This window comes from Microbulbifer maximicatervae (SeqCode) (genome assembly GCF_052468095.1).
Window position 1 is genome coordinate 1,978,503 of the sequence record NZ_CP174332.1, and the last position, 19,013, is coordinate 1,997,515.

Sequence of the window (19,013 nt, forward strand, 5' to 3'; positions counted from 1 at the left end):
TTATTGATTTTATTTTCACTATCGATTTGGCGAATAGATGTATGCAACTGGAAAGAGCTGACCTGAACCTGCTGGTTTACCTCGATGTGCTACTGCGCGAACGCAATGTGACCCGTGCAGCCAATTACCTGGGGCTGTCCCAGCCGGCCATGAGTAATGGCCTGAAGCGCCTGCGGGAACTGTTTGACGATCCGTTGCTGGTGCGCACCCGCGAGGGCATGATGCCCACGGAAAGGGCTTTGGAATTGCAGCCGATGGTGCGCGAAGCACTCTCTTCCATTGATCGGGTTATCCAGCCAAATCGGGATTTTGACCCCGCCAATACACGCCGCACCTTCCGCATCATGGCCAGTGACTACGCCGAGTCCACCCTGATACCGCCGCTGTTAAAGCAACTGCGGGATGACGCCCCGGGTATCAGCCTGGATATCATGACGCCCAGTGATGTTAGCTTTGTGGATGTAGAGCAGGGCAAAGTGGATATGGTGATCAACCGCTTTGACAGCATGCCGCAGAGCTTTCACCAGGCCACCGTATGGCGCGACAGCTTCTCCTGTGTGATGCGCGCCGATAACCCGATACTCCGGGATTACAATCTGCAGAGTTATCTGGAAGCCCAGCATATCTGGGTGAGCAAGACCGGTATGGGGGTGGGTGTCGGGGTTAACCCGGAAGATGTACAGCGCTTGGGCTGGGTGGATGAGGCCATAGGTCGTTTGGGGGAGAAGCGGGATATCTCCGTTTTCACCCGTCACTACCAGGTAGCTATGCTGCTGGCTGAACAGAGCGATCTAATCGTAACGGTGCCCACTCGCTTGGCCCAACTGGCCAGTGATAATCCCCGCGTGGTGAGGCGTGATCCGCCACTGGATATTCCCAACTTGGAGTTAAAAATGGCTTGGAGCCCGCTGTTGCAACAGAGCGCCCCGCACCGCTGGCTGCGCCGTTTAATTCTCGATATTGGCCGCGCTTTGTAACGATGTTGCCGGTGGGCGCTGTGTCTGCGCGGTTCTGTCCGGGCAAACACACATCAACTGCTTTGTCATAAAAATTCGATCTATGAATAGTGGGAATTGTGTCTATAAATTAGCGGTATGTGGAAATGGCTGTTTAGAATGCCGCTATTCCAACAATCTGATGAGAGGCCCTGGGTATGACGGAACGAGTCCAAATCGGCGATCTGCAAATCGCACCAGAACTTTACAACCTGGTTTGCGAGGAGGTGATTCCAGGAACTGGAGTTAGCGCCGAAGCTTTCTGGGCCAAATTGGAATCTATTGTCCACGATTTGGCCCCAGTAAATCGCGCATTGCTGGAAAAACGCGATGAACTGCAGGAGACCCTGGATCGCTGGCACACGGACAACCCCGAAGGTTTCCGCGATCTGGAAGGCTACCAGACCTTCCTGCGAGAGATCGGCTACCTCGCCGACGAGCCTGCTGAATTCAGCGCAACTACCGAAAATGTCGATGAAGAGATCGCCATCCTGGCGGGACCTCAGCTGGTTGTGCCGGTAATGAATGCACGCTACGCCCTCAATGCGGCAAATGCGCGCTGGGGCAGCCTTTACGACGCACTCTACGGTACAGATGTGATCAGTGAAGAGGGTGGCGCGGAAAAAGGTACGGAATACAACCCGGTTCGCGGCACTAAAGTGATCGAATATGCACGCAACTTCCTCGATCAGTCGGCCCCGCTTACCTGTGGCAGTCACGCTGAGGCGGTGCAATACCGCATCAATGGCTCGCTGCTGGAAGTGGTACAGGCCAATGGCGACATCGCCACCTTAAAAGATGCCAAGCAGTTTGTTGGTTATTTGGGTGACAGCGAAGAGCCTTCCAGCATCCTGCTGAAGCAGCACGGTTTGCACTTTGAGATCCAGGTGGATCGCGAGAGCCCCATCGGCAAAACCGATGATGCCGGTGTTAAAGATGTGCTAATGGAATCTGCGCTGACCACCATTATGGATTGCGAGGATTCGGTAGCGGCTGTCGATGCTGAAGATAAGGTAGTGGTTTACCGCAACTGGCTAGGTCTGATGAAGGGCGACCTGAAGGAAACCATTAGCAAAGGCGGCAAGTCCTTTGAGCGCAGGCTCAATGCAGATCGTGAGTACACCTCCCCGAACGGCAACCAGGTTACCTTACCAGGGCGCAGCCTGATGTTCGTGCGCAACGTCGGCCACCTGATGACCAACGATGCAGTGCTGTTCGGCGATGGCCAGGAAATCCCCGAAGGGATTCTCGACGGCATGATCACCAGTTTGATCGCTTTGCATGACCTTCGTGGTGAGAGCCCGATCAAGAATTCCCGTGAAGGCAGCATCTATATCGTAAAACCAAAGATGCACGGCCCGGAGGAAGTGGCTTTCGCCAATACTCTGTTTAACCGAATCGAAGATGCGCTCGATCTGCCCCGTTACACAGTAAAAATGGGCATTATGGACGAAGAGCGTCGCACCACTGTGAACCTCAAAGCTTGTATTGCCGAAGCGAAAGAGCGTGTAGTCTTTATTAATACTGGTTTCCTCGATCGCACCGGTGACGAGATCCATACTTCCATGCTTGCGGGCCCCATGATTCGCAAGGGTGATATGAAGCAATCCACATGGATTAACGCCTACGAAGAATGGAATGTGGATGTTGGCCTGAACAGTGGCCTGAAGGGCAGGGCGCAAATTGGTAAGGGCATGTGGCCAATTCCAGACCAGATGTCAGCCATGATGCACGCTAAGTTGGCCCACCCAATGGCCGGTGCCAACACGGCGTGGGTACCGTCGCCCACGGCTGCTACCTTGCATGCCTTGCACTACCACAAAGTGGATGTGAATCGCCGCCAGGAAGAGATACAACATCGCCATCACGCTAAGTTGGAAGATATTCTGACAGTTCCGGTGGCGGCCGAAACAAACTGGAGTGCTAAAGATATCCAGCTTGAGTTGGACAACAATGCTCAAGGTATTCTCGGCTATGTAGTGCGCTGGGTAGAGCAGGGCGTGGGTTGCTCCAAGGTGCCGGATATCAATGATGTTGGCCTGATGGAAGACCGTGCAACCCTGAGAATTTCCTCTCAGCATATTGCCAACTGGCTCAAGCAGGGTATCGTTAGCGAAAAACAAGTGCGTGAAACCATGGAGCGTATGGCTGCTGTGGTAGACCGCCAGAATGCCGGCGACTCCAACTATAACGATATGGCACCGAACTTTGATAAGAGCGTTGCCTTCCAGGCTGCTTGTGAGCTGGTATTCGAAGGTTGTGCCCAGCCGAATGGTTATACCGAGCCGGTTCTGCACCGCCGTAGACGCGAGTTTAAAGCTCTAAATGCATAATTGCTGAGCTAGTTGAGATTGAAAAGGCCCCAATGGGGCCTTTTTTATTTTGGGGGTCATTGGATTATTAATTAATTGGCACGAGCTTGATTGTTCCGCGTTAACCCACTTTGCTGCGGGTAATCCTGTAGCTTCTCTATTGGCTCTTAAGTTAAATTATGGAACTCTAACTTGCAGAGTTTTTCATCTTTGTTATTCGTTATTGGGTTGGGTGACCAAGGCAAAATAAGCAGTGCACCTTAGAGGGGCTGATGAAGAAGGAAGAATTCTTTTTATGTGTGTTTGGGGATTGGTCTGTGCAAGCATGTTATTTTCTATGGATTGAGATGATGTTCCTATGGCAGGGTAATACGGACAGGCGATACTGAGGTGATATTTTTTACATTCTTACTAGGGCTCAATCCATGTTTAATTACCCAAAGGATATCTACGCGACTGGATTAGTGATGCTGTTTTCATGTGTTTATTCTACCGGTAGTTTTGCTGTCCAGTGCGGAGATATTATTGCCAATTCTCAAGTTCTCACTGACGCATTATCTTGCAATGATGATCCAGCGCTAACTATTGAGGGGCCGGAGGGTTTCCTTGTAATAGAAGGTGAGGGTTCTATTGAGTGCACAACTAATGGTATAGGAATCCATATGCTGGGGAGATCTGGGGTTGTCATGGGCGGGGTTGTCACTAATTGTGATTTAGGGTTGTTGTTGGATGGAGATGGTTCCCATAAAGTGATTGGTGTAACAGTTGAAGAATCCTCTAGTGCAGCAATTTTTGCACAAAGTGACGGTAATCTAATTCGTCAAAGCACGGTATCGAACACTACTAACGTAATAGCATCTGGTTTGGAGCTAGATGGTGAGAGAAATGTTGCCGTTGGTAATAATGTGTCTGGATTTTTAGAATATGGAATAGCTGGCTTTGGTTTCTATTCATATATTGGAAATAATTATGTAGAGAATAGTGAGTTGGGGATTATATTGGGTGCATTAGTAGTTGATGGAGAGAGTATAGGTGCTTCGTATTGCGTAATTGAAAGTAATACAGTGGTAGGCAGTCTACGTACGGGAATTGGAATAGGCGCACCCTATACATATCCTAACATGGATAATTTAGTGACAGGGAATACTGTAACTGGAAGTGGTAATGATGATATTTTGGATGATAATGAAGAGTCAGATTGTAGTGATGGTTTAAATGTGTGGTCTAACAATACTGCTGACACATCATTTCCATCCTGCCTTAAAAATCTCTAGAAGTTAAGAAAATATTCCTATAGTGGGTTGATCGTAAAGAGGCGACACTTTGGTGAAGCTATATTCTACTTGCTGAGGTTCCATCAATGTCCTTCTCTCCAAAAACACTCCTTGCTCCTGGGGTGGTGATGTCAACTCTATGTTTTTCTTCAGTCTGCATTGCAGATGTTGAATGTGGCGATACTATTACTGACGCGCAGATTCTTACTGGCGAGCTTTCTTGCAGCGAAGATCCAGCAATTACGGTTGAAGGCCCTGACGGTAGTCTTGTAATGTCTGGTGAAGGCGCAATTGAATGCACTACCGATGGGGTTGGGGTACTTATGTTGGGAACTTCAGGAGTTGTGACGGGTGGAGTTGTTAGTAATTGTGAAACTGGATTGGAGTTGGCGGGGAGTGGCCTACATAAAGTATTCAGTGTAACCGTCGAGGAATCCAGTGGCGCAGGCGTTTTTGCAGAAAGTGATAGTAACCTTATCCGACAGAATACCTTGTCAAATACCACTAATGTTAAGGCATCGGGTATTGTGCTGGAAGGGGTTGCTAATGTTGCAATTGGAAATAGTGTCTCTGGTTTTTTTGAAAATGGAATAGGTGGCTTTGGTTTCTTTTCTTATATTGGGAATAATTATTTAGAAGGTAATGCTGTTGCTATAAGCCTGGGAGCAAGAATAATTGATGGTGTGACTGTAGGTGCTTCTTTTTGTGTTATTGCCAGTAATAATGTCCAGAATAATGAAATTTGGGGCATAGCGATTGGAGGTCCCTATGTCATTCAGAATATGGACAATGTAGTTAGTGGAAATACAGTAGCAGGCAGTGGTTTTGATGACCTTTTAGATGACAACGAGGCTTCAGATTGTAGTTCTGGGACCAATATTTGGTCTGGCAATACAGCAAATACTTCGTTCCCTTCATGCCTTAAAGATTTATAAGTAGTGTATTTTGGGTGTGGCTCAGTTAGTCATAATCTTGATCTTTAGGCTTGCAGAAAGGAAAAGTCTATAAGGATGTGCCTGCATATTTGGGTGGTTTAGGCGTTTATTTTTATTGTTTGTCAGCTTTTATATTTCATATTATTTGGATTGATTCTTAGATCTGGGGCTGATTTAGATAAGCTCGCCGATAGCGAATTTCTTTAGCTCTTGGTATGCCATACTTCCTTTTGATTATCCAGTATATATTCGGGGTGAATATATATTGCTGTGTCATAGATCAAAATGACGAATTAATAGTATGTAGAAATGGTCGGAGAAAGCTTTGCAATTGTCTCGTAATGTTAAAGAGTCGATTAAGCTAGCAACAGCTTTAGTGATCGTTTATGCCATTGCCTTGGGCCTGAATTGGGAGAAGCCTTTTTGGGGTGGATTTGCTGTTATTGTCTGCAGTCAGGCGAATCTGGGGCAGTCTCTTAATCGAGCCATTTTGTGGATTTTAGGGACGCTATTTGCCTTGCTGGCTGGCTGGATAATCGTCGCATTATTTCCACAGGATCGCTGGTTGTTTATGATCGCCCTATCTATCTGGGTATCTATCTGCGTTTATTTTTTGCAGAGATCAAACTACCAGTATTTTTGGCTTACAAGTGGTTATGTCATCTTTTTGTTGTGGGATGTGACTGGTGGCGACTTCTCTATCTCCTACAAGGCTGGGGTTTTACGTATTCAGGAGTCCTTGCTCGGAATAATTGTCTACGGATTGGTCGCCGTTTTGATCTGGCCTAACTGTAGTCGTGGTGAGTTAAGAAGAGCATCTCTGGATTTATTGAGAGAACATCGTCGATTTGTGGATAATTGTTTTTCCCGGGTTAGAAGTGGCGAGAAAATAAATATTAGGCGTAAAAAGCGTGTTGCTCTTTTAGAGCTTGATACGCGCTTACAAACAGCCATTGGCGATGCGAGTTCAGATAGTTATGAGGTGTGGGAATGTCGAAAGCAGTGGGGTCACTTTGCTCAATCTGTGACAGCCGTCACGCAATCCCTCTTGAAGTTGGAAGAAAGCTTAGCACTCTCAGGTGATCTGGGTATATCAAAATTCCTTATTGGTGTAGAGGAATATATGCCTGACATTGAGGGGCGCCTAGCGCAAGTGGAGGCAGCGCTTTCAGGGGAAAGACCAGCAGATAGTGTCAATGGAAGAGTGGTTCGAGGAAATATTGAAGAAGTAAAGAGGCTGTCAACCTTTGAAACCGCTGCTTTAGCCGTTACTAGAAAATCCTTAAATGACTTGGAGGTAGAAACCCGATCCCTGATTGATTCAGTAAATGATATACAAACCCGGGGTGACTCCTATTCGAGACAGGTAAGTAGTGATGGTATAGGGTGGCTTGGAGCTTTGATGCCCGACCCAGACAGGTTGACTAATATTGTCCGTGTTCAGATGGGAATGTGGATCGCTTATCTGGCATACCTTTTTATCCCTGATATGATTGGTGGATTGCTGGTTATATTACTGATAACAGTAATAGGTATTCTCGCCTCAATGACCCCCAAAATTCAATTGTTTGAAACCTGTGTTTTCACGATTTTAGTATGTATATTATCGGCACCTATATATTTCTTTTTAATGCCGAAATTGCATGGATTTTATTCGTTGGCTGTCGTGATCTTTGTATGGACGTTTGTGGTAAGCTTTTCCTCAAATAAGGTCTTTGGACCCCAGTCGATGATACGAACCCTGGTTCTTATCTTTCCCCAGATTATTTTTAATTTTAACAATTCTCAAGAGTATAGTTTTGTGGTTTACACAAATTACCTATTTGTGTTGGCAATAATTTTTTGTATTTTGGCCGTTTCAAGAAATATCCCATTCACTGCCCATCCAGAAATAAACCTGAAGAGAAGTATTGACAGGATTCTCAATAGTGCTGCATGGCTGGTGGTGGAGGGTGATATTCCGAAAAAGAAGAGGAAATCATGGTTTTTCCGGTTATATATATTGTACCACCTGAATATTATTATGATTTCAAGGAAGAGAGTGTTCTATTGGGTGGAGGGTATTTCTGATAAAAAAATGCGGGGTATGACCAGAGGTCAGATGCAAAGCCTTATAGGTTTGGCTATGTTGATATCCAATCAGGTTAAGCTGTTGTATAAGATAGATAAGAAAAAAATCAATTTTGTGGCTCCTAAAAGATTACTTCGCGAGGCATTTATATGGAGGCGGCTCGCAAGCAAAATACTTATCTATTTTTCTGGTGGCAACCAAAAGGTTGATATTGAATCCCTGCGAAGAGGTTATAGGAGGATATTTGAGAGGGCAAATATCGATGTCGGTGAGTTGATGGAGCTGAGGGAATGTAGTGAAAAATCCAGAGAGGGTGTAACAAATTTTCTTTATTTCTTGGGTGTTACGCATTGTATCAATAACTATCTGGTAGAGTTTCGTCGCGTTTCAGAATCTGTGGATTGGAAGGCTTTCTGTGAGGAAAGGTGTCTTTAATGTCTGTAGGGTTTTAAATGGAAAGAGTACCGCATGATATATCAATAGGCAGCTTCTATCTATCGCCAATATTGGTGATAGCTTTGTATGGTGTTGTTGCGGCCTTGTTAACCGCTAGGCTTCTGGATCGGTATCGTTTGTCCCGATATTTTGCCAATCCACCGGTTGTAATTATCTCCCTTAGTGTAATTTATGCAATTTTTATAGGAAGGATATTCTTGGGAATATAGTAGTGGCTAGGTATAGAAAGTATATTTTTACTGGAACAATAGTTCTTTTAGCACTGTTGTTGCTTATTATTCAGTTCTGGAGATATCTCAATAATCCCTGGACCAGGGATGGGAAGGTGCAGGCGGATATTATTCAAGTGACTCCCAGGGTAACTGGCCAGGTAGTTGAGTTGCCTATTAAGAATAATCAGTTTATTAAAGCAGGGGAACTACTGTTTCAGATTGATCCGAGAATATATGAAGCAGCCTTGGAAGAGGCCAAGGCAGAGTACGAGGAAGCTCTGGATACGTACCGAGCTCAAAACAAGAATGTTCTCGCTTATGAGGCCAGGATTAGGGAGTCAATAGCAAATATTGATCTGGCAAAAAGTAATATCGGCGCGCTTGATGCGGAAATTGCAAGAACCAAAGCTGAATATGATCGGCAGAGAGAGCTGCTACCCCAGCGAGCGACATCAGTAAGGGCATTGCAAGCGGCTCAGGCTGAGTATGAATCTACAATTGAGTATCGAGCGGGTGCAGAAGCCAGCTTGGTGGAATCTATGGCTGCTTTGGAGCAATCCCAAGCGGAGCTGGAGCAGGTTAGAGCACAATTGGGAGCGCTTGGAGCCGATAACCCGGGCGTTCGTGCGGCTTTTGCGCTGCTGGAGCAGGCGCGGCTAAATCTCGAATACACAACAGTTGTTGCTCCGGTTACTGGTTATGTCACCAATATAGATTTTCGTTACGGTGATCAGGCCGTAGCCAACCAACCTGCACTTTCTGTAGTTGATATAAGCACTTTTCGTATTGATGGTTTTTTTCGCGAAACTTTTGTTCGTCGGATCGCTCCGGGGGATAAGGCATTTATGAAGTTGATGGCTTATCCTCATCTAGAATTGGAAGGATATGTTGAAAGTATTGGCTGGGGTATTGCTCGCAAAGATGGAACTGCAGGTAATGACTTATTGCCAATGGTAGATCCCACATTTGACTGGATTCGCCTTGCACAGCGTATTCCCGTCAGGATTCATCTGACAGAAGTCCCCGAATCTGTGAAGCTTCGTGTTGGATTTACCAGCTCAGTGCTAGTAATGAGCAATTCTGCGGGCACCGAGCAAGATGAACCGGTGCAATCCCAATAGTTTCAGGAAAGGGTTAATACGGAGCCTACAGGGGTGTCTGTTGGCATTGCTGCTCATCTTCGGCAGTAGTTGTATGCTGGGGCCAGATTACCATCCCCCACCGGTAGAGGTCGAAAGTGAGTGGATCTATCAAACCAGCTCAAAACTGGATACCTTGGAAGCCGTTAACCCATTGTGGTGGCAGTGGGCATTTTCAGATGTGACGCTGGACGAATTAGTCTCACTTGCGATTGAGAATAACCTGGAGCTGCGTTCTGCGGCTCTCAGGGCTCTCCAGGCCCAGCAACAGCTAGCTATTGCAATAGGTAACCAGTATCCCCAAACACAGCAGCTTGAGGGACTTATTGATCGTTCAAAGTATGTTCGATCGGGGATCACTGGCAATCTGCAGACTGAATATTACCCGAACTTTAATTTAACCTGGGAATTAGATACCTGGGGGCAGTTAAGAAGGCTGGTTAATTCGGCCGCAGCAGATTTTGAAGCCAGCATAGCTGACTATGATGGTGTGCTGGTTTCTATTATTGCCCAGGTGGCGCAAACCTATATCAATATTCGCACAACGAAACGCAGACTGGAAGTTGCCCGGGAGAATATTCGTGTGCAGCGTGAAGGTTTAAGGATCGCTAGAGTCAAATTTCTCGCAGGTGAAGTCAGTGCATTGGATGCAGAGCAAGCACTGGCGCTGCTAAGTAACACAGAAGCCAGCGTGCCGGGACTGGAGATAAGTTTACAGCAGTTTGAAAATGCCCTGGCAGTCCTTCTGGGAATACCTCCTAATAGTTTGAGGTACATAGTCTCTTTTCCCTCATCCATACCTATGATTCCCAAAGTCGTTACTGTTGGTATGCCTCAGGATCTACTAAGGCAGCGACCCGATATCCGTGCAGCAGAGCGACGGCTGGCAGCTCAAGGTGAGTTAATAGGTGTTGCGAGGGCGGAACTCTATCCAAATTTTAGTATCGGTGGGGAGATAGGGGCTATCGATATCAATGGCGGTCAACTTAATGGCAGCAGTAGTGCCTGGGACCTTTTTATTGAATTTGATTGGAATCTCTTTAACTACGGAAGACTTCGGAGCAATGTCAGGCTACAGGATGCGATTTTCCAGCAGTTAGTATCAGACTATCAGCAAATAGTTCTGTTAGCGCAAGCTGATGTGGAGAACGCTATTGTCGCTTATATAAAGTCTCAAAGGCAATTGGTTCATTATGAGGTGGCTGCCCAGGCCTCCCAGCGATCTGTCGATATTTCCCTGTCTCAATATACCAATGGTCAGGTTGAATTCGATACTGTGATAACTACTCTGGTATCGGACGTTCAACAGCAGGATATTTTGGCGATAGCGCGAGGCGCCGTGGCAGCGAACCTGGTGCAGGTGTATCTATCGCTCGGAGGTGGATGGCAGATACAGCAGGGAATTCCACCATTTCAACTTCTTCCAGAAGATATTCAGCAGGAAATGCTAGAAAGAACACCGTATTGGAACAAGGTTCAATAAAATTGGTTGAAGCTTCTTAGTTTGATGGTGGCACTAGATATATGAATTTAAGTAACCGTATTGTAAGTGCTTTATCTGCACACAGATTATTCAAGCGATAATTGTCCCGTCAAATTCTATTTAGGTTTTGGTTATGATGACTAGCGCTCCGTTCGACAAAGATACAAATTTGATGGCAAAAGCTCTGGTAGAGGCTATCCCGGAGCAGGGTAGATACTTAGAGTCCCTGACTGGTAAAAGTCTTATATCGAGCAGTCAGCTTAATAGAGATGGGATATTGCAGTTACTCAGACTTGCTGCTCGCTGTGAGCTGGATAACAGAAAATTCTCATGTCATTTAAACAATAAAATCTTAATCAGCGCATTCTTTGAGTCGAGCACCAGGACGAGGCTATCTTTTGAAAGCGCCTGGCTGCGACTTGGAGGGAGTACTGTTTCAATTACAGATAAAGGGACAACACGTATTGGTGTCGGAGAGAGCTTAAGAGATGTTGCAGAGATGGTAAGTAATTATGGTGATTGTGTAGTTTTGAGGGATTCTTCTGAAGATTCAGTGAAAATTATGTCCAATAATTTAAGTATACCAATCATCAATGCTGGTAACGGGATAGATGAGCACCCCACGCAATCCCTTATCGATCTATATGCACTTCTTAAGTGGAACCCTTCCATTCTGTCAGGAAAAAGTCGAAAACTCTCCATTGGCTTAATTGGAGCGCCAGTTCGAATGCGAGCGGCGAGAAGCCTCTTGATACTCATGAGCTGTTTTCCTGAGTTTTTCTCAGAGGTTTTTGTGCTTTGTGATGAGGAGGAACAAGAACCGTTTCGGCAAGCGCAATTATCAATGCTTCAGGAAAAAGGTTTAAAAATAAGTTTAACGGATAAGATTGGAGATATTCTTCCCCGACTCGATGTGGTCTATATGAATGCTATATCCCTAAAAACAGCGGGACATAGAGATTTTGGGTCTGGATATTTTATAGATAATAATTCTCCTTTGAAAAAACAAGCTATTGTGCTGCATCCTTTACCCCGAATGGGGGAGCTTGATAGTAATCTGGATGATACGCCCCATAATTGGTATTTTATACAGGCAAAAGGTGGTGTGTACGTCAGAATGGCCTTGGCAATGGCTATTTGTGGCTGCCCTAGTGAGATCGTAGATATTACCTAGCCTCTCCAGTTTCGAAATGACCCCAATAAAAGGTATCGTCTATGTGCGGAATAGCTGGGATTCTTCATAGTGCGCGTACAATGCCTGTCGATGGTCAACTCCTTCTAAATATGGCTGCTATCCAGTTCCACCGTGGCCCGGATGGTGTAGGTTTTACAAACCCTCCAGGTCTAGGATTTGGGATGAGTCATGTGCGCTTATCGATCAATGACCTGAGTGATGAGCGCGCTTCTCAGCCCTATGTGTCAGAAGATGGTCGTTACTATTTGGTTCATAATGGTGAAATCTATGATTATCACCGAATAAGAGCCAGACTGAGGGCCTCTGGAGTTTATTTTTTAAGTAAAAGTGATTCCGAAATTATCTTGCATCTTATTGCGGAGTTAGGTCTTGTTCGGGCTATTAAGCATCTTCGAGGAGAATTTGCATTTGCCGTTTACGATCAAATGGAGGACTGCCTCTATTTGGTTAGAGATCGGTTTGGAGTGAAGCCACTTTATTGGGCAAGAATCAAAAAAGGTTTAGTATTTGGTTCTGAAATTAAAAGTTTGTTTGCCCACCCTGATGTCCAAAGAAGACTAACAGCGCATGGAGTGTATCACCAGCTTATTCAGGTATCGATTCCTGGAACAACCGCTTTTGAAGGGGTTTTCCAGGTTGAACCTGGGTGCATTACAAAAGTTAAGCGAGACAACACTGAACTGGTTGTTACGCAACATAAATATTGGGATATCGATTTTTTGATTTCAGATGAGTATGCTCGTGACAAGTCTGATGAGTATTATATTGAGGGTTTGCGGGAACAAATTATAGACTCCGTGTCTTTGAGGCTTCAAGCTGATGTCCCAGTAACCTATTATCTTTCAGGTGGTGTTGATTCGGGTAGCTTGCTTGGAGTAGGGCAGTCGCTTTCGCAGCAGGATCTCACCGCCTTCACGATAGCGTTTGAAAATCCGGATTACGATGAGTCTCATATCGCAAAGGAAGCCGCGAGTGAGATTGGTGTCAGCCAATTCATAGTAAAGGTAACTGATGAAGAAATATATGAAAATTATTCAGAAACCATCTGGCATACCGAAAGGACATTTTACAATACATTATCAGTAGCTAAATTTTTGCTCAGTAAAGCTGTTAAGTCTAATGGCTACAAGGTTGCAATTACTGGGGAGGGGGCAGATGAGCTATTTTCTGGGTATCCTGCATTCAAAAAAGATTTTTACTTGTATGGCACATCTGAAGCTGAGTTGAATAAACGAAGAACCTGGCAGCAACATCTAGAAAGGAGCAATAGCTTATTTAAGGGAGCTATGCTGCCAATTGATAGTTATCGATCAGAGGGGATGGAACGGACTTTAGGATTCACCCCTACATGCTTGCAATCTTGGTTAAGCTGTCATCATCAAGCAGAAAAATTGCTTAACAAAGAGTGGCGTAAAGAAATATCTGGTTATGATGCCGGGAAGGCAATTGTTGATACGCTAGATTTATCACAACTCGAAGATAGACATCCGCTGGATGTTGCTCAGTATGTTTGGATTAAAACTATGTTTGAGACCCAGATATTGGGCTGGGTAAGTGATCGAGTAGATATGGCGCACTCCATTGAAACTCGTCCGGCCTTTCTCGATCATCACCTGGCTGCGTTTGCTATACAAATCCCACCATCGGTCAGGATTAGCGGAACTACAGAAAAGTATGTTCTTCGCGAAGCGATGAAGGGAGTTCTTCCGGATGTTCTATATAAAAAGCAAAAATTTGCATTCATGGCTCCTCCGGTAGAGACCGTTACCGGAGCTTGGACTTGGGTGCAGCGAGTTATTGAGAAATTTCTCAGCCCAAAGGAGGTTAATTTAGCTGGATTGCTGCGATATTCGGAAATAGATACTTTAATTCAAGAGTATAAGATACCGACCCTACATCGATCAAAAAAGGTTCAATTGGATGCGATGCTCAATCATATCTTGGGAGTGCAAATATTATATAAGCGTTTTATTGAGGCTGATCTGCCATTGTTGGCGCAAGAAAAATCTTTTCATCTTGGTTGGAGTTTAGATCGTATGGTTAAGTATCGTAAAAGTTAGAGGGTACTAGGGTGTGAGGCAGATCTCATTGTTGACGTAGTATTCTATTTTTGGTCCGGTTTAACGCTGATCCCTACCTGTTGATCGAATAGATAATGATAATAATTGGATATAAATTACAATTTAATTGAGGTTTTGGGTGGCGCTGGTTAATAGGATTGTTATTACGTTAAGGGTTGTAGTTACAAGAGTCTCTATTTTTCTAATCCCTGATATCTAGCTATTCACTTCTAACCAATAAAATAATTATAAGCTGGAAGACTTCACCATATCGGTGGGGCTAATTGAAGGAGCATATACTTCTTACAGGGATGGTGAGGCTCTCGCATTATGGGGGATCTTCCTATATCTATTGAAAATAGGTGCCCTGATGAGAAATATAGTTTCTGCAAGTTGTGTCCTAACTTTATTATCCGTTTTTTGTTCAAATGCGATTGCTGAATTACTTTCTGAAGAGAAGAGTGTTACTGCAAGTACAGAGGTGCAGTCGGCATCTTTGGCTGTTGATAATGACATGGGTACACGTTGGGAAAGTTCACATCAAACAGATCCCAGTACTTTTACTATTGATTTAGGCACCACCTCTGAATTGGAGGAGGTGGTGCTCTATTGGGAGGCTGCAAATGCAAATACATATAATCTTGAAGGTTCAAATGATGGGCAGGGATGGGAGCTGTTAGCAGAGTATTCTGATGGAGAGTTTGGAGATAGAACTGACATTCTTCAAGTATCCGGAAAATTTCGTTATATACGGCTTAATGGATTGACTCGTAGTAATGGAAATTTCTGGGGCTATTCTATCTATGAGTTTCAAGTATATGGCGAACCTGTTTACGACTCCGTAGAGGAAACTCCGAGCAATGTAGGGCGTAATATTGCCTTGGACGCCTCAATCTTGTCTTCTTTAGGGGAAGGTAATTTTGCTATTGATGGTCTGAGAAGTACAGCCTGGGAGGCTGGGGGCGATACGGCTTATTTACTACTGGATATTGGAGAACCAACTGAGCTGACGAAGGCAATCATAGACTGGGGTGAAGCTAATGCTGCTAGCTACAAAATTCAGGCTTCAAATGATGGCAATGAGTGGAAAACGCTTGTCACTACTGACGATGGGCAGTACGGTTCACGAATTGATAGCCATAAACTATCCGGTAGTTACCGTTATCTGCGAATTCAAGGTGATGAGTTAAGTGAGGGTAGCTCGCATTACACCATTTGGGAGCTCATGTTATTTGATAAGGCAACGGATTCCATCCCCACAGATAGCCTGCTAAGTTACATGCCTCTTTTTGATGAAACTTATCCTGCTGGTGAAGCTCAAAATTGGTATATAAAAGAGGATGGAACCCTAGTGACATTCGCCAGCGGTAGAGCTAGATCACGCCATGAGTCTGAGGGATCATTTTATAGTTTCCCAACATTCTATTTTGAACATAGAACTTTTGGTCTTGAGATTTATGATCACACCCCAAAAGGTGAAAGCTTAATTGAAATCTATTACTCCCCTGAGTATGCCCACTACCGCTCACCAGAGTGCCGATCGGCATATTCCAATGTGTATCGAGCAGATTTTAATAATAACGCTAGGTTTGAGGTGGATCCTTTAGTTGAGGCTGATGAGGATGGGAAAGGGCAAATATGGGTATGTTTAATTACTTTTGATGCGCACGATGGAGATGACGGTGTTCTGGAAGTTGGCGAATGGATGGAATTTGAATTTCAGCAATTTTTGGGAAAATACAATGGAGATGAAAATGTAGAAGGCCAAGCTATTTACTACACAAATACTTATCGTATCCAGTTGGGTGAACCTGGTATCTATCTTGTTAATGATAGCGATATTGATGAAAGTATACGAGCAGGAGGTAACGCGACAGCTGTCCCGATAATAGCGGGGGATTCTGTACCAGCTTCTGAGATTATTTCGGAAAACTCATCAGATAAGACTTTGACTTACTATGTTGGAGCCGACGGTGCATGGATAAGTGGTGGGTCAGACGACGCTACCGAAGTTACCTATCCAATTTTAGATGGGACAGGCATATACGATAGTTACATCGTCGAGAGTGGTATTGCTGACTGGACAGCATATATGCAAGAGGCATCGAATATTCATTGGGATACCCACAATATGTTTTTGCGGGGCAGAAGGTTGTTCCATACCGATTTTAAGTCTGGTGATCACGAGGAAGAAGGAAATCCGAGGTTTGCAGAACTAGCAGAATTAGCCACTGATCTTAAAGTACAGCATTCGTGCTTTGCTTGTCACATCAATAATGGACGTGGACAGGCTCCAGAGAACGGCTATTTTCCCGAGACGATGGTCATGAAACTAGGGTCTGGGGGACTTAATGCCCAGGGCCAAGCATTACCTCATCACTACTTTGGCCATCTATTACAAACTGTTACTTCCGACGAAAAGCTAGAAGTGGAAGGGCAGGTGGTAGTTACTTATGAAGAGGTTGTGAACCACTATGATGATGGTACCGAGTACACGTTAAGGAAGCCTGTATACAGTATTAATAAGTTCGATGGCAAAGGGAGCGATATAGTGTACTTTTCCCCACGGATGCCTCAACCAATACTGGGGCTCGGGTTGCTTGAGGCAGTGCCTGAGTCTGAAATATTAGAATGGCATGATCCTAATGATTCTGATGAAAATGGAATTTCTGGGCGCGCTGCACTGGTAAAAGAGCCAACTGGTGAACTTCCATATGTCGCACGGTTTGGTTGGAAGGCCAGCCATGCCAGTCTAACCAGTTTTACGCGTGATGCACTTAATAGTGATATTGGGGTCACTACTAATGGAGGAAGCGCGGATTGTGGGTATGAGCAGATAAACTGTTGGCAATATAGTGAGCATTCAGCTGAGCTTTCGGAAGAGCATCTGCGAGACCTGGTTGTTTACCTTCAAGCCTTAGGAGCGCCGCCCCGCAATCCAGGTAGCGTTTCCAGAGATTCTGTGCTCTCAGGAGAGAAGCTGTTTTATGAAGCTGGATGTGACTCCTGTCATCGACCGGAAATGAGTACTGATCATAGCCATCCTCTTGCTGAGCTTAGGGGGAATAGCATATACCCTTATACTGACTTACTGCTTCATAATATGGGGGAGGGGTTGGCTGATTCTTTGAGTGAGTCTACCGATTTCAATCAGGAATGGAGAACTCCGCCATTATGGGGGTTGGGTATGTCAAAGGCAGTAAATGGGCACAGTAACTTATTACATGATGGGCGGGCGCGAACCGTCGAGGAAGCTATTTTGTGGCATGCTGGAGAGGCTTTGGATAGCCGGGAAAAGTTTCAGTCAATGAGTATTTCTGAGCGGACTGATCTGTTAGAATTCTTACAATCTTTGTAGACTTTATTGATATAAAAATTTTTCCCCACGAGTATCGCTAAAAGTGGCCGGCTCAGCTGTAGTAGCTCAAAGATAGATATTTCTTTGTTCAACCTCCTTTACTGAGTCGCCTTCTATTAATTCGCCATCCAATGTTTCACTGCCACCACGATAGCGCATAGTCATTTGGCCGGTAGCAATTAAAGTTCCTTCACTATCGTATACCTCTGTATATGAATAGAAGATCTTTCGTCCAGTACTCGTTAGCTTACCTATCGCAGTGAGTTGATTAGTTTTTGCCTGACCGGTGAAATTTGCTGTTAAAGAAAGTGTAAAAGCTCTACGACGGCGGTTGGGGTGGGGGCAGTAGAGGCCGCAGTAAGAGCCAGCGATATCGATTAATGTTGTAATAAAACCACCGTGGGGCACACCGTGGGTATTCAGGTGTTCCGGTTGTACTTCTACGCTGATTGCCACATGGCCTTCCTGCCAATTATCTATGGTTACACCTAGATGGTCATTGAACGGGGGTTGTTTCTTGTTCTGCCAATTCATCCAATTTCACCTTAGAAAGTAAGTTTATGATGGGCCGCTACAATTTGTTTTCTGAGTTGATAGGTAGACTGTGAGCAATCCTGCACTGATAACAATCAGCGTCCCCACCAGTGCAATAGTGTTAGGTAAGTGCTGCCAAATGAGCCAACCTAGAAGTCCGGCAATAACCACACCAAAGTAACTGATTGGTGACACCACGCTGGGTTTTGCATAGCTATATGCTTTGGTGTACAGCCAGATAGCCAAGAGTACAGACACACCGTTGAAAATAAGATAGGGGAGTGTCCATAAAGGTACTGGTTCCCAATAATAGATACCCAGGGGCAGGCTGCACGCAAACGAGATTAATACGTAGTAAAACAATATAAGGCTGGGCCGGTCGGTATGGGACAAAATTCGTGTTCCGACCATAGAGGCAGCCAGGGTAAGCCCAGAAATCAGGCCGAGGGCATGGCCGCTACTAATACCGTCCACGTTGGGTTGAAGAATCAAGGTGATCCCGAGTAAGCCCAGTAAGATTGGTAGCCAGTGGGTTATGGGGATCTGTGCTCGAGCCCAAAGCCAGGCAATAAGGGGAACAAAAATGGGAGCTGCATTACGCAATAACCCTGCTTCCATTAGTGAAATTTTGCTTAGGGCAGAAAAATATGTGAAAAAGCATAACCACCCAGCAAAACCGCGTATTAGGTGGGTTCTCCAGTGTTGGGTGGTAAGGTGTCGAGGTGTTTGTCGCACTAGCCATGGGGTTAGCAGTATCAGGCAGATACTGTATTGGCTGAGCGTAATTAATGGCACGGGGACCGCGGTAGACACCCATTTGCTGGCTGCGGCCGCTGTACTTGCTACCAGCGCGGTAGCCAATGCAAAACCAATGCCCTTCCAGTTTTGGATATCCGTACGGAGTGGCTGACTTGGTGGAGATTGTACTTCGACTAAGGCATCAGGCCTACTCATGGTGACACAACTTCTTTATTTGGCTGCAGCAGGTA

At 45.2% G+C, this 19,013-nt stretch carries 13 protein-coding genes; 11 read left to right on the plus strand and 2 right to left on the minus strand.

Features of this window, described 5'->3' with window-relative positions; all coding sequences use genetic code 11:
• The first annotated feature begins 41 nt into the window (after nucleotides 1–41).
• From ACJJIL_RS08520 to ACJJIL_RS08570, 11 genes are all read left to right on the plus strand, one after another.
• Nucleotides 42–977, plus strand: a complete 936-nt coding sequence (locus tag ACJJIL_RS08520; protein ID WP_108733532.1) for a LysR family transcriptional regulator — start codon at nucleotides 42–44, stop codon at nucleotides 975–977.
• 176 nt (nucleotides 978–1,153) lie between these two features.
• Nucleotides 1,154–3,328, plus strand: a complete 2,175-nt coding sequence (locus ACJJIL_RS08525) for a malate synthase G (protein WP_445361682.1) — start codon at nucleotides 1,154–1,156, stop codon at nucleotides 3,326–3,328.
• A 404-nt stretch (nucleotides 3,329–3,732) separates the two neighbouring features.
• The gene (locus ACJJIL_RS08530) at nucleotides 3,733–4,581 is read left to right on the plus strand and encodes a right-handed parallel beta-helix repeat-containing protein (protein WP_445361683.1); all 849 of its coding nucleotides are present in this window, start codon (nucleotides 3,733–3,735) and stop codon (nucleotides 4,579–4,581) included.
• An 86-nt stretch (nucleotides 4,582–4,667) separates the two neighbouring features.
• Nucleotides 4,668–5,516, plus strand: coding sequence for a NosD domain-containing protein (locus ACJJIL_RS08535; protein ID WP_445361684.1), 849 nt, complete (start codon nucleotides 4,668–4,670; stop codon nucleotides 5,514–5,516).
• 325 nt (nucleotides 5,517–5,841) lie between these two features.
• On the plus strand, nucleotides 5,842–8,022 hold the full coding sequence (locus ACJJIL_RS08540; RefSeq protein WP_445361685.1) for an FUSC family protein: 2,181 nt from the start codon (nucleotides 5,842–5,844) through the stop codon (nucleotides 8,020–8,022).
• A 17-nt stretch (nucleotides 8,023–8,039) separates the two neighbouring features.
• Nucleotides 8,040–8,252: a DUF1656 domain-containing protein gene (locus ACJJIL_RS08545; protein ID WP_444936082.1), complete on the plus strand. Its 213-nt coding sequence runs from the start codon at nucleotides 8,040–8,042 to the stop codon at nucleotides 8,250–8,252.
• Nucleotides 8,253–8,368: 116 nt separating this feature from the next.
• Nucleotides 8,369–9,376, plus strand: coding sequence for an HlyD family secretion protein (locus tag ACJJIL_RS08550; protein WP_445361686.1), 1,008 nt, complete (start codon nucleotides 8,369–8,371; stop codon nucleotides 9,374–9,376).
• A 40-nt stretch (nucleotides 9,377–9,416) separates the two neighbouring features.
• Entirely contained in the window at nucleotides 9,417–10,877 is a 1,461-nt protein-coding gene (locus ACJJIL_RS08555) for an efflux transporter outer membrane subunit (RefSeq protein ID WP_445361687.1), read from the plus strand.
• 133 nt (nucleotides 10,878–11,010) lie between these two features.
• Nucleotides 11,011–12,051, plus strand: coding sequence for an aspartate/ornithine carbamoyltransferase family protein (locus ACJJIL_RS08560; protein WP_413662251.1), 1,041 nt, complete (start codon nucleotides 11,011–11,013; stop codon nucleotides 12,049–12,051).
• 41 nt (nucleotides 12,052–12,092) lie between these two features.
• Nucleotides 12,093–14,132 carry an asparagine synthase (glutamine-hydrolyzing) gene (asnB, locus tag ACJJIL_RS08565; protein WP_445361688.1) on the plus strand — a complete coding sequence of 680 codons (2,040 nt, stop codon included), beginning with the start codon at nucleotides 12,093–12,095 and terminating at the stop codon, nucleotides 14,130–14,132.
• Between the two features lie 370 nt (nucleotides 14,133–14,502).
• Nucleotides 14,503–17,490 carry a di-heme oxidoredictase family protein gene (locus tag ACJJIL_RS08570; protein WP_445361689.1) on the plus strand — a complete coding sequence of 996 codons (2,988 nt, stop codon included), beginning with the start codon at nucleotides 14,503–14,505 and terminating at the stop codon, nucleotides 17,488–17,490.
• A gap of 66 nt (nucleotides 17,491–17,556) precedes the next feature.
• Here the strand turns inward: ACJJIL_RS08570 and ACJJIL_RS08575 are convergent, their stop codons facing one another.
• A complete protein-coding gene (locus tag ACJJIL_RS08575) occupies nucleotides 17,557–18,024 on the minus strand; it encodes a PaaI family thioesterase (RefSeq protein WP_445361690.1) in 468 nt (155 codons plus the stop codon).
• Nucleotides 18,025–18,048: 24 nt separating this feature from the next.
• Complete coding sequence (locus ACJJIL_RS08580; RefSeq protein WP_445361691.1) at nucleotides 18,049–18,978, minus strand: DMT family transporter; 930 nt, start codon at nucleotides 18,976–18,978, stop codon at nucleotides 18,049–18,051.
• Nucleotides 18,979–19,013: the final 35 nt, after the last annotated feature.

What these genes read in the sequence shown, in the direction of transcription:
- ACJJIL_RS08520 (WP_108733532.1), top strand. Translation starts at nt 42, where the DNA reads ATGCAACTGGAAAGAGCTGACCTGAACCTGCTGGTTTACCTCGATGTG.
- ACJJIL_RS08525 (WP_445361682.1), top strand. Translation starts at nt 1,154, where the DNA reads ATGACGGAACGAGTCCAAATCGGCGATCTGCAAATCGCACCAGAACTT.
- ACJJIL_RS08530 (WP_445361683.1), top strand. Translation starts at nt 3,733, where the DNA reads ATGTTTAATTACCCAAAGGATATCTACGCGACTGGATTAGTGATGCTG.
- ACJJIL_RS08535 (WP_445361684.1), top strand. Translation starts at nt 4,668, where the DNA reads ATGTCCTTCTCTCCAAAAACACTCCTTGCTCCTGGGGTGGTGATGTCA.
- ACJJIL_RS08545 (WP_444936082.1), top strand. Translation starts at nt 8,040, where the DNA reads ATGGAAAGAGTACCGCATGATATATCAATAGGCAGCTTCTATCTATCG.
- ACJJIL_RS08560 (WP_413662251.1), top strand. Translation starts at nt 11,011, where the DNA reads ATGATGACTAGCGCTCCGTTCGACAAAGATACAAATTTGATGGCAAAA.
- asnB (WP_445361688.1), top strand. Translation starts at nt 12,093, where the DNA reads ATGTGCGGAATAGCTGGGATTCTTCATAGTGCGCGTACAATGCCTGTC.
- ACJJIL_RS08570 (WP_445361689.1), top strand. Translation starts at nt 14,503, where the DNA reads ATGAGAAATATAGTTTCTGCAAGTTGTGTCCTAACTTTATTATCCGTT.
- ACJJIL_RS08575 (WP_445361690.1), bottom strand. Translation starts at nt 18,024, where the DNA reads ATGAATTGGCAGAACAAGAAACAACCCCCGTTCAATGACCATCTAGGT.
- ACJJIL_RS08580 (WP_445361691.1), bottom strand. Translation starts at nt 18,978, where the DNA reads ATGAGTAGGCCTGATGCCTTAGTCGAAGTACAATCTCCACCAAGTCAG.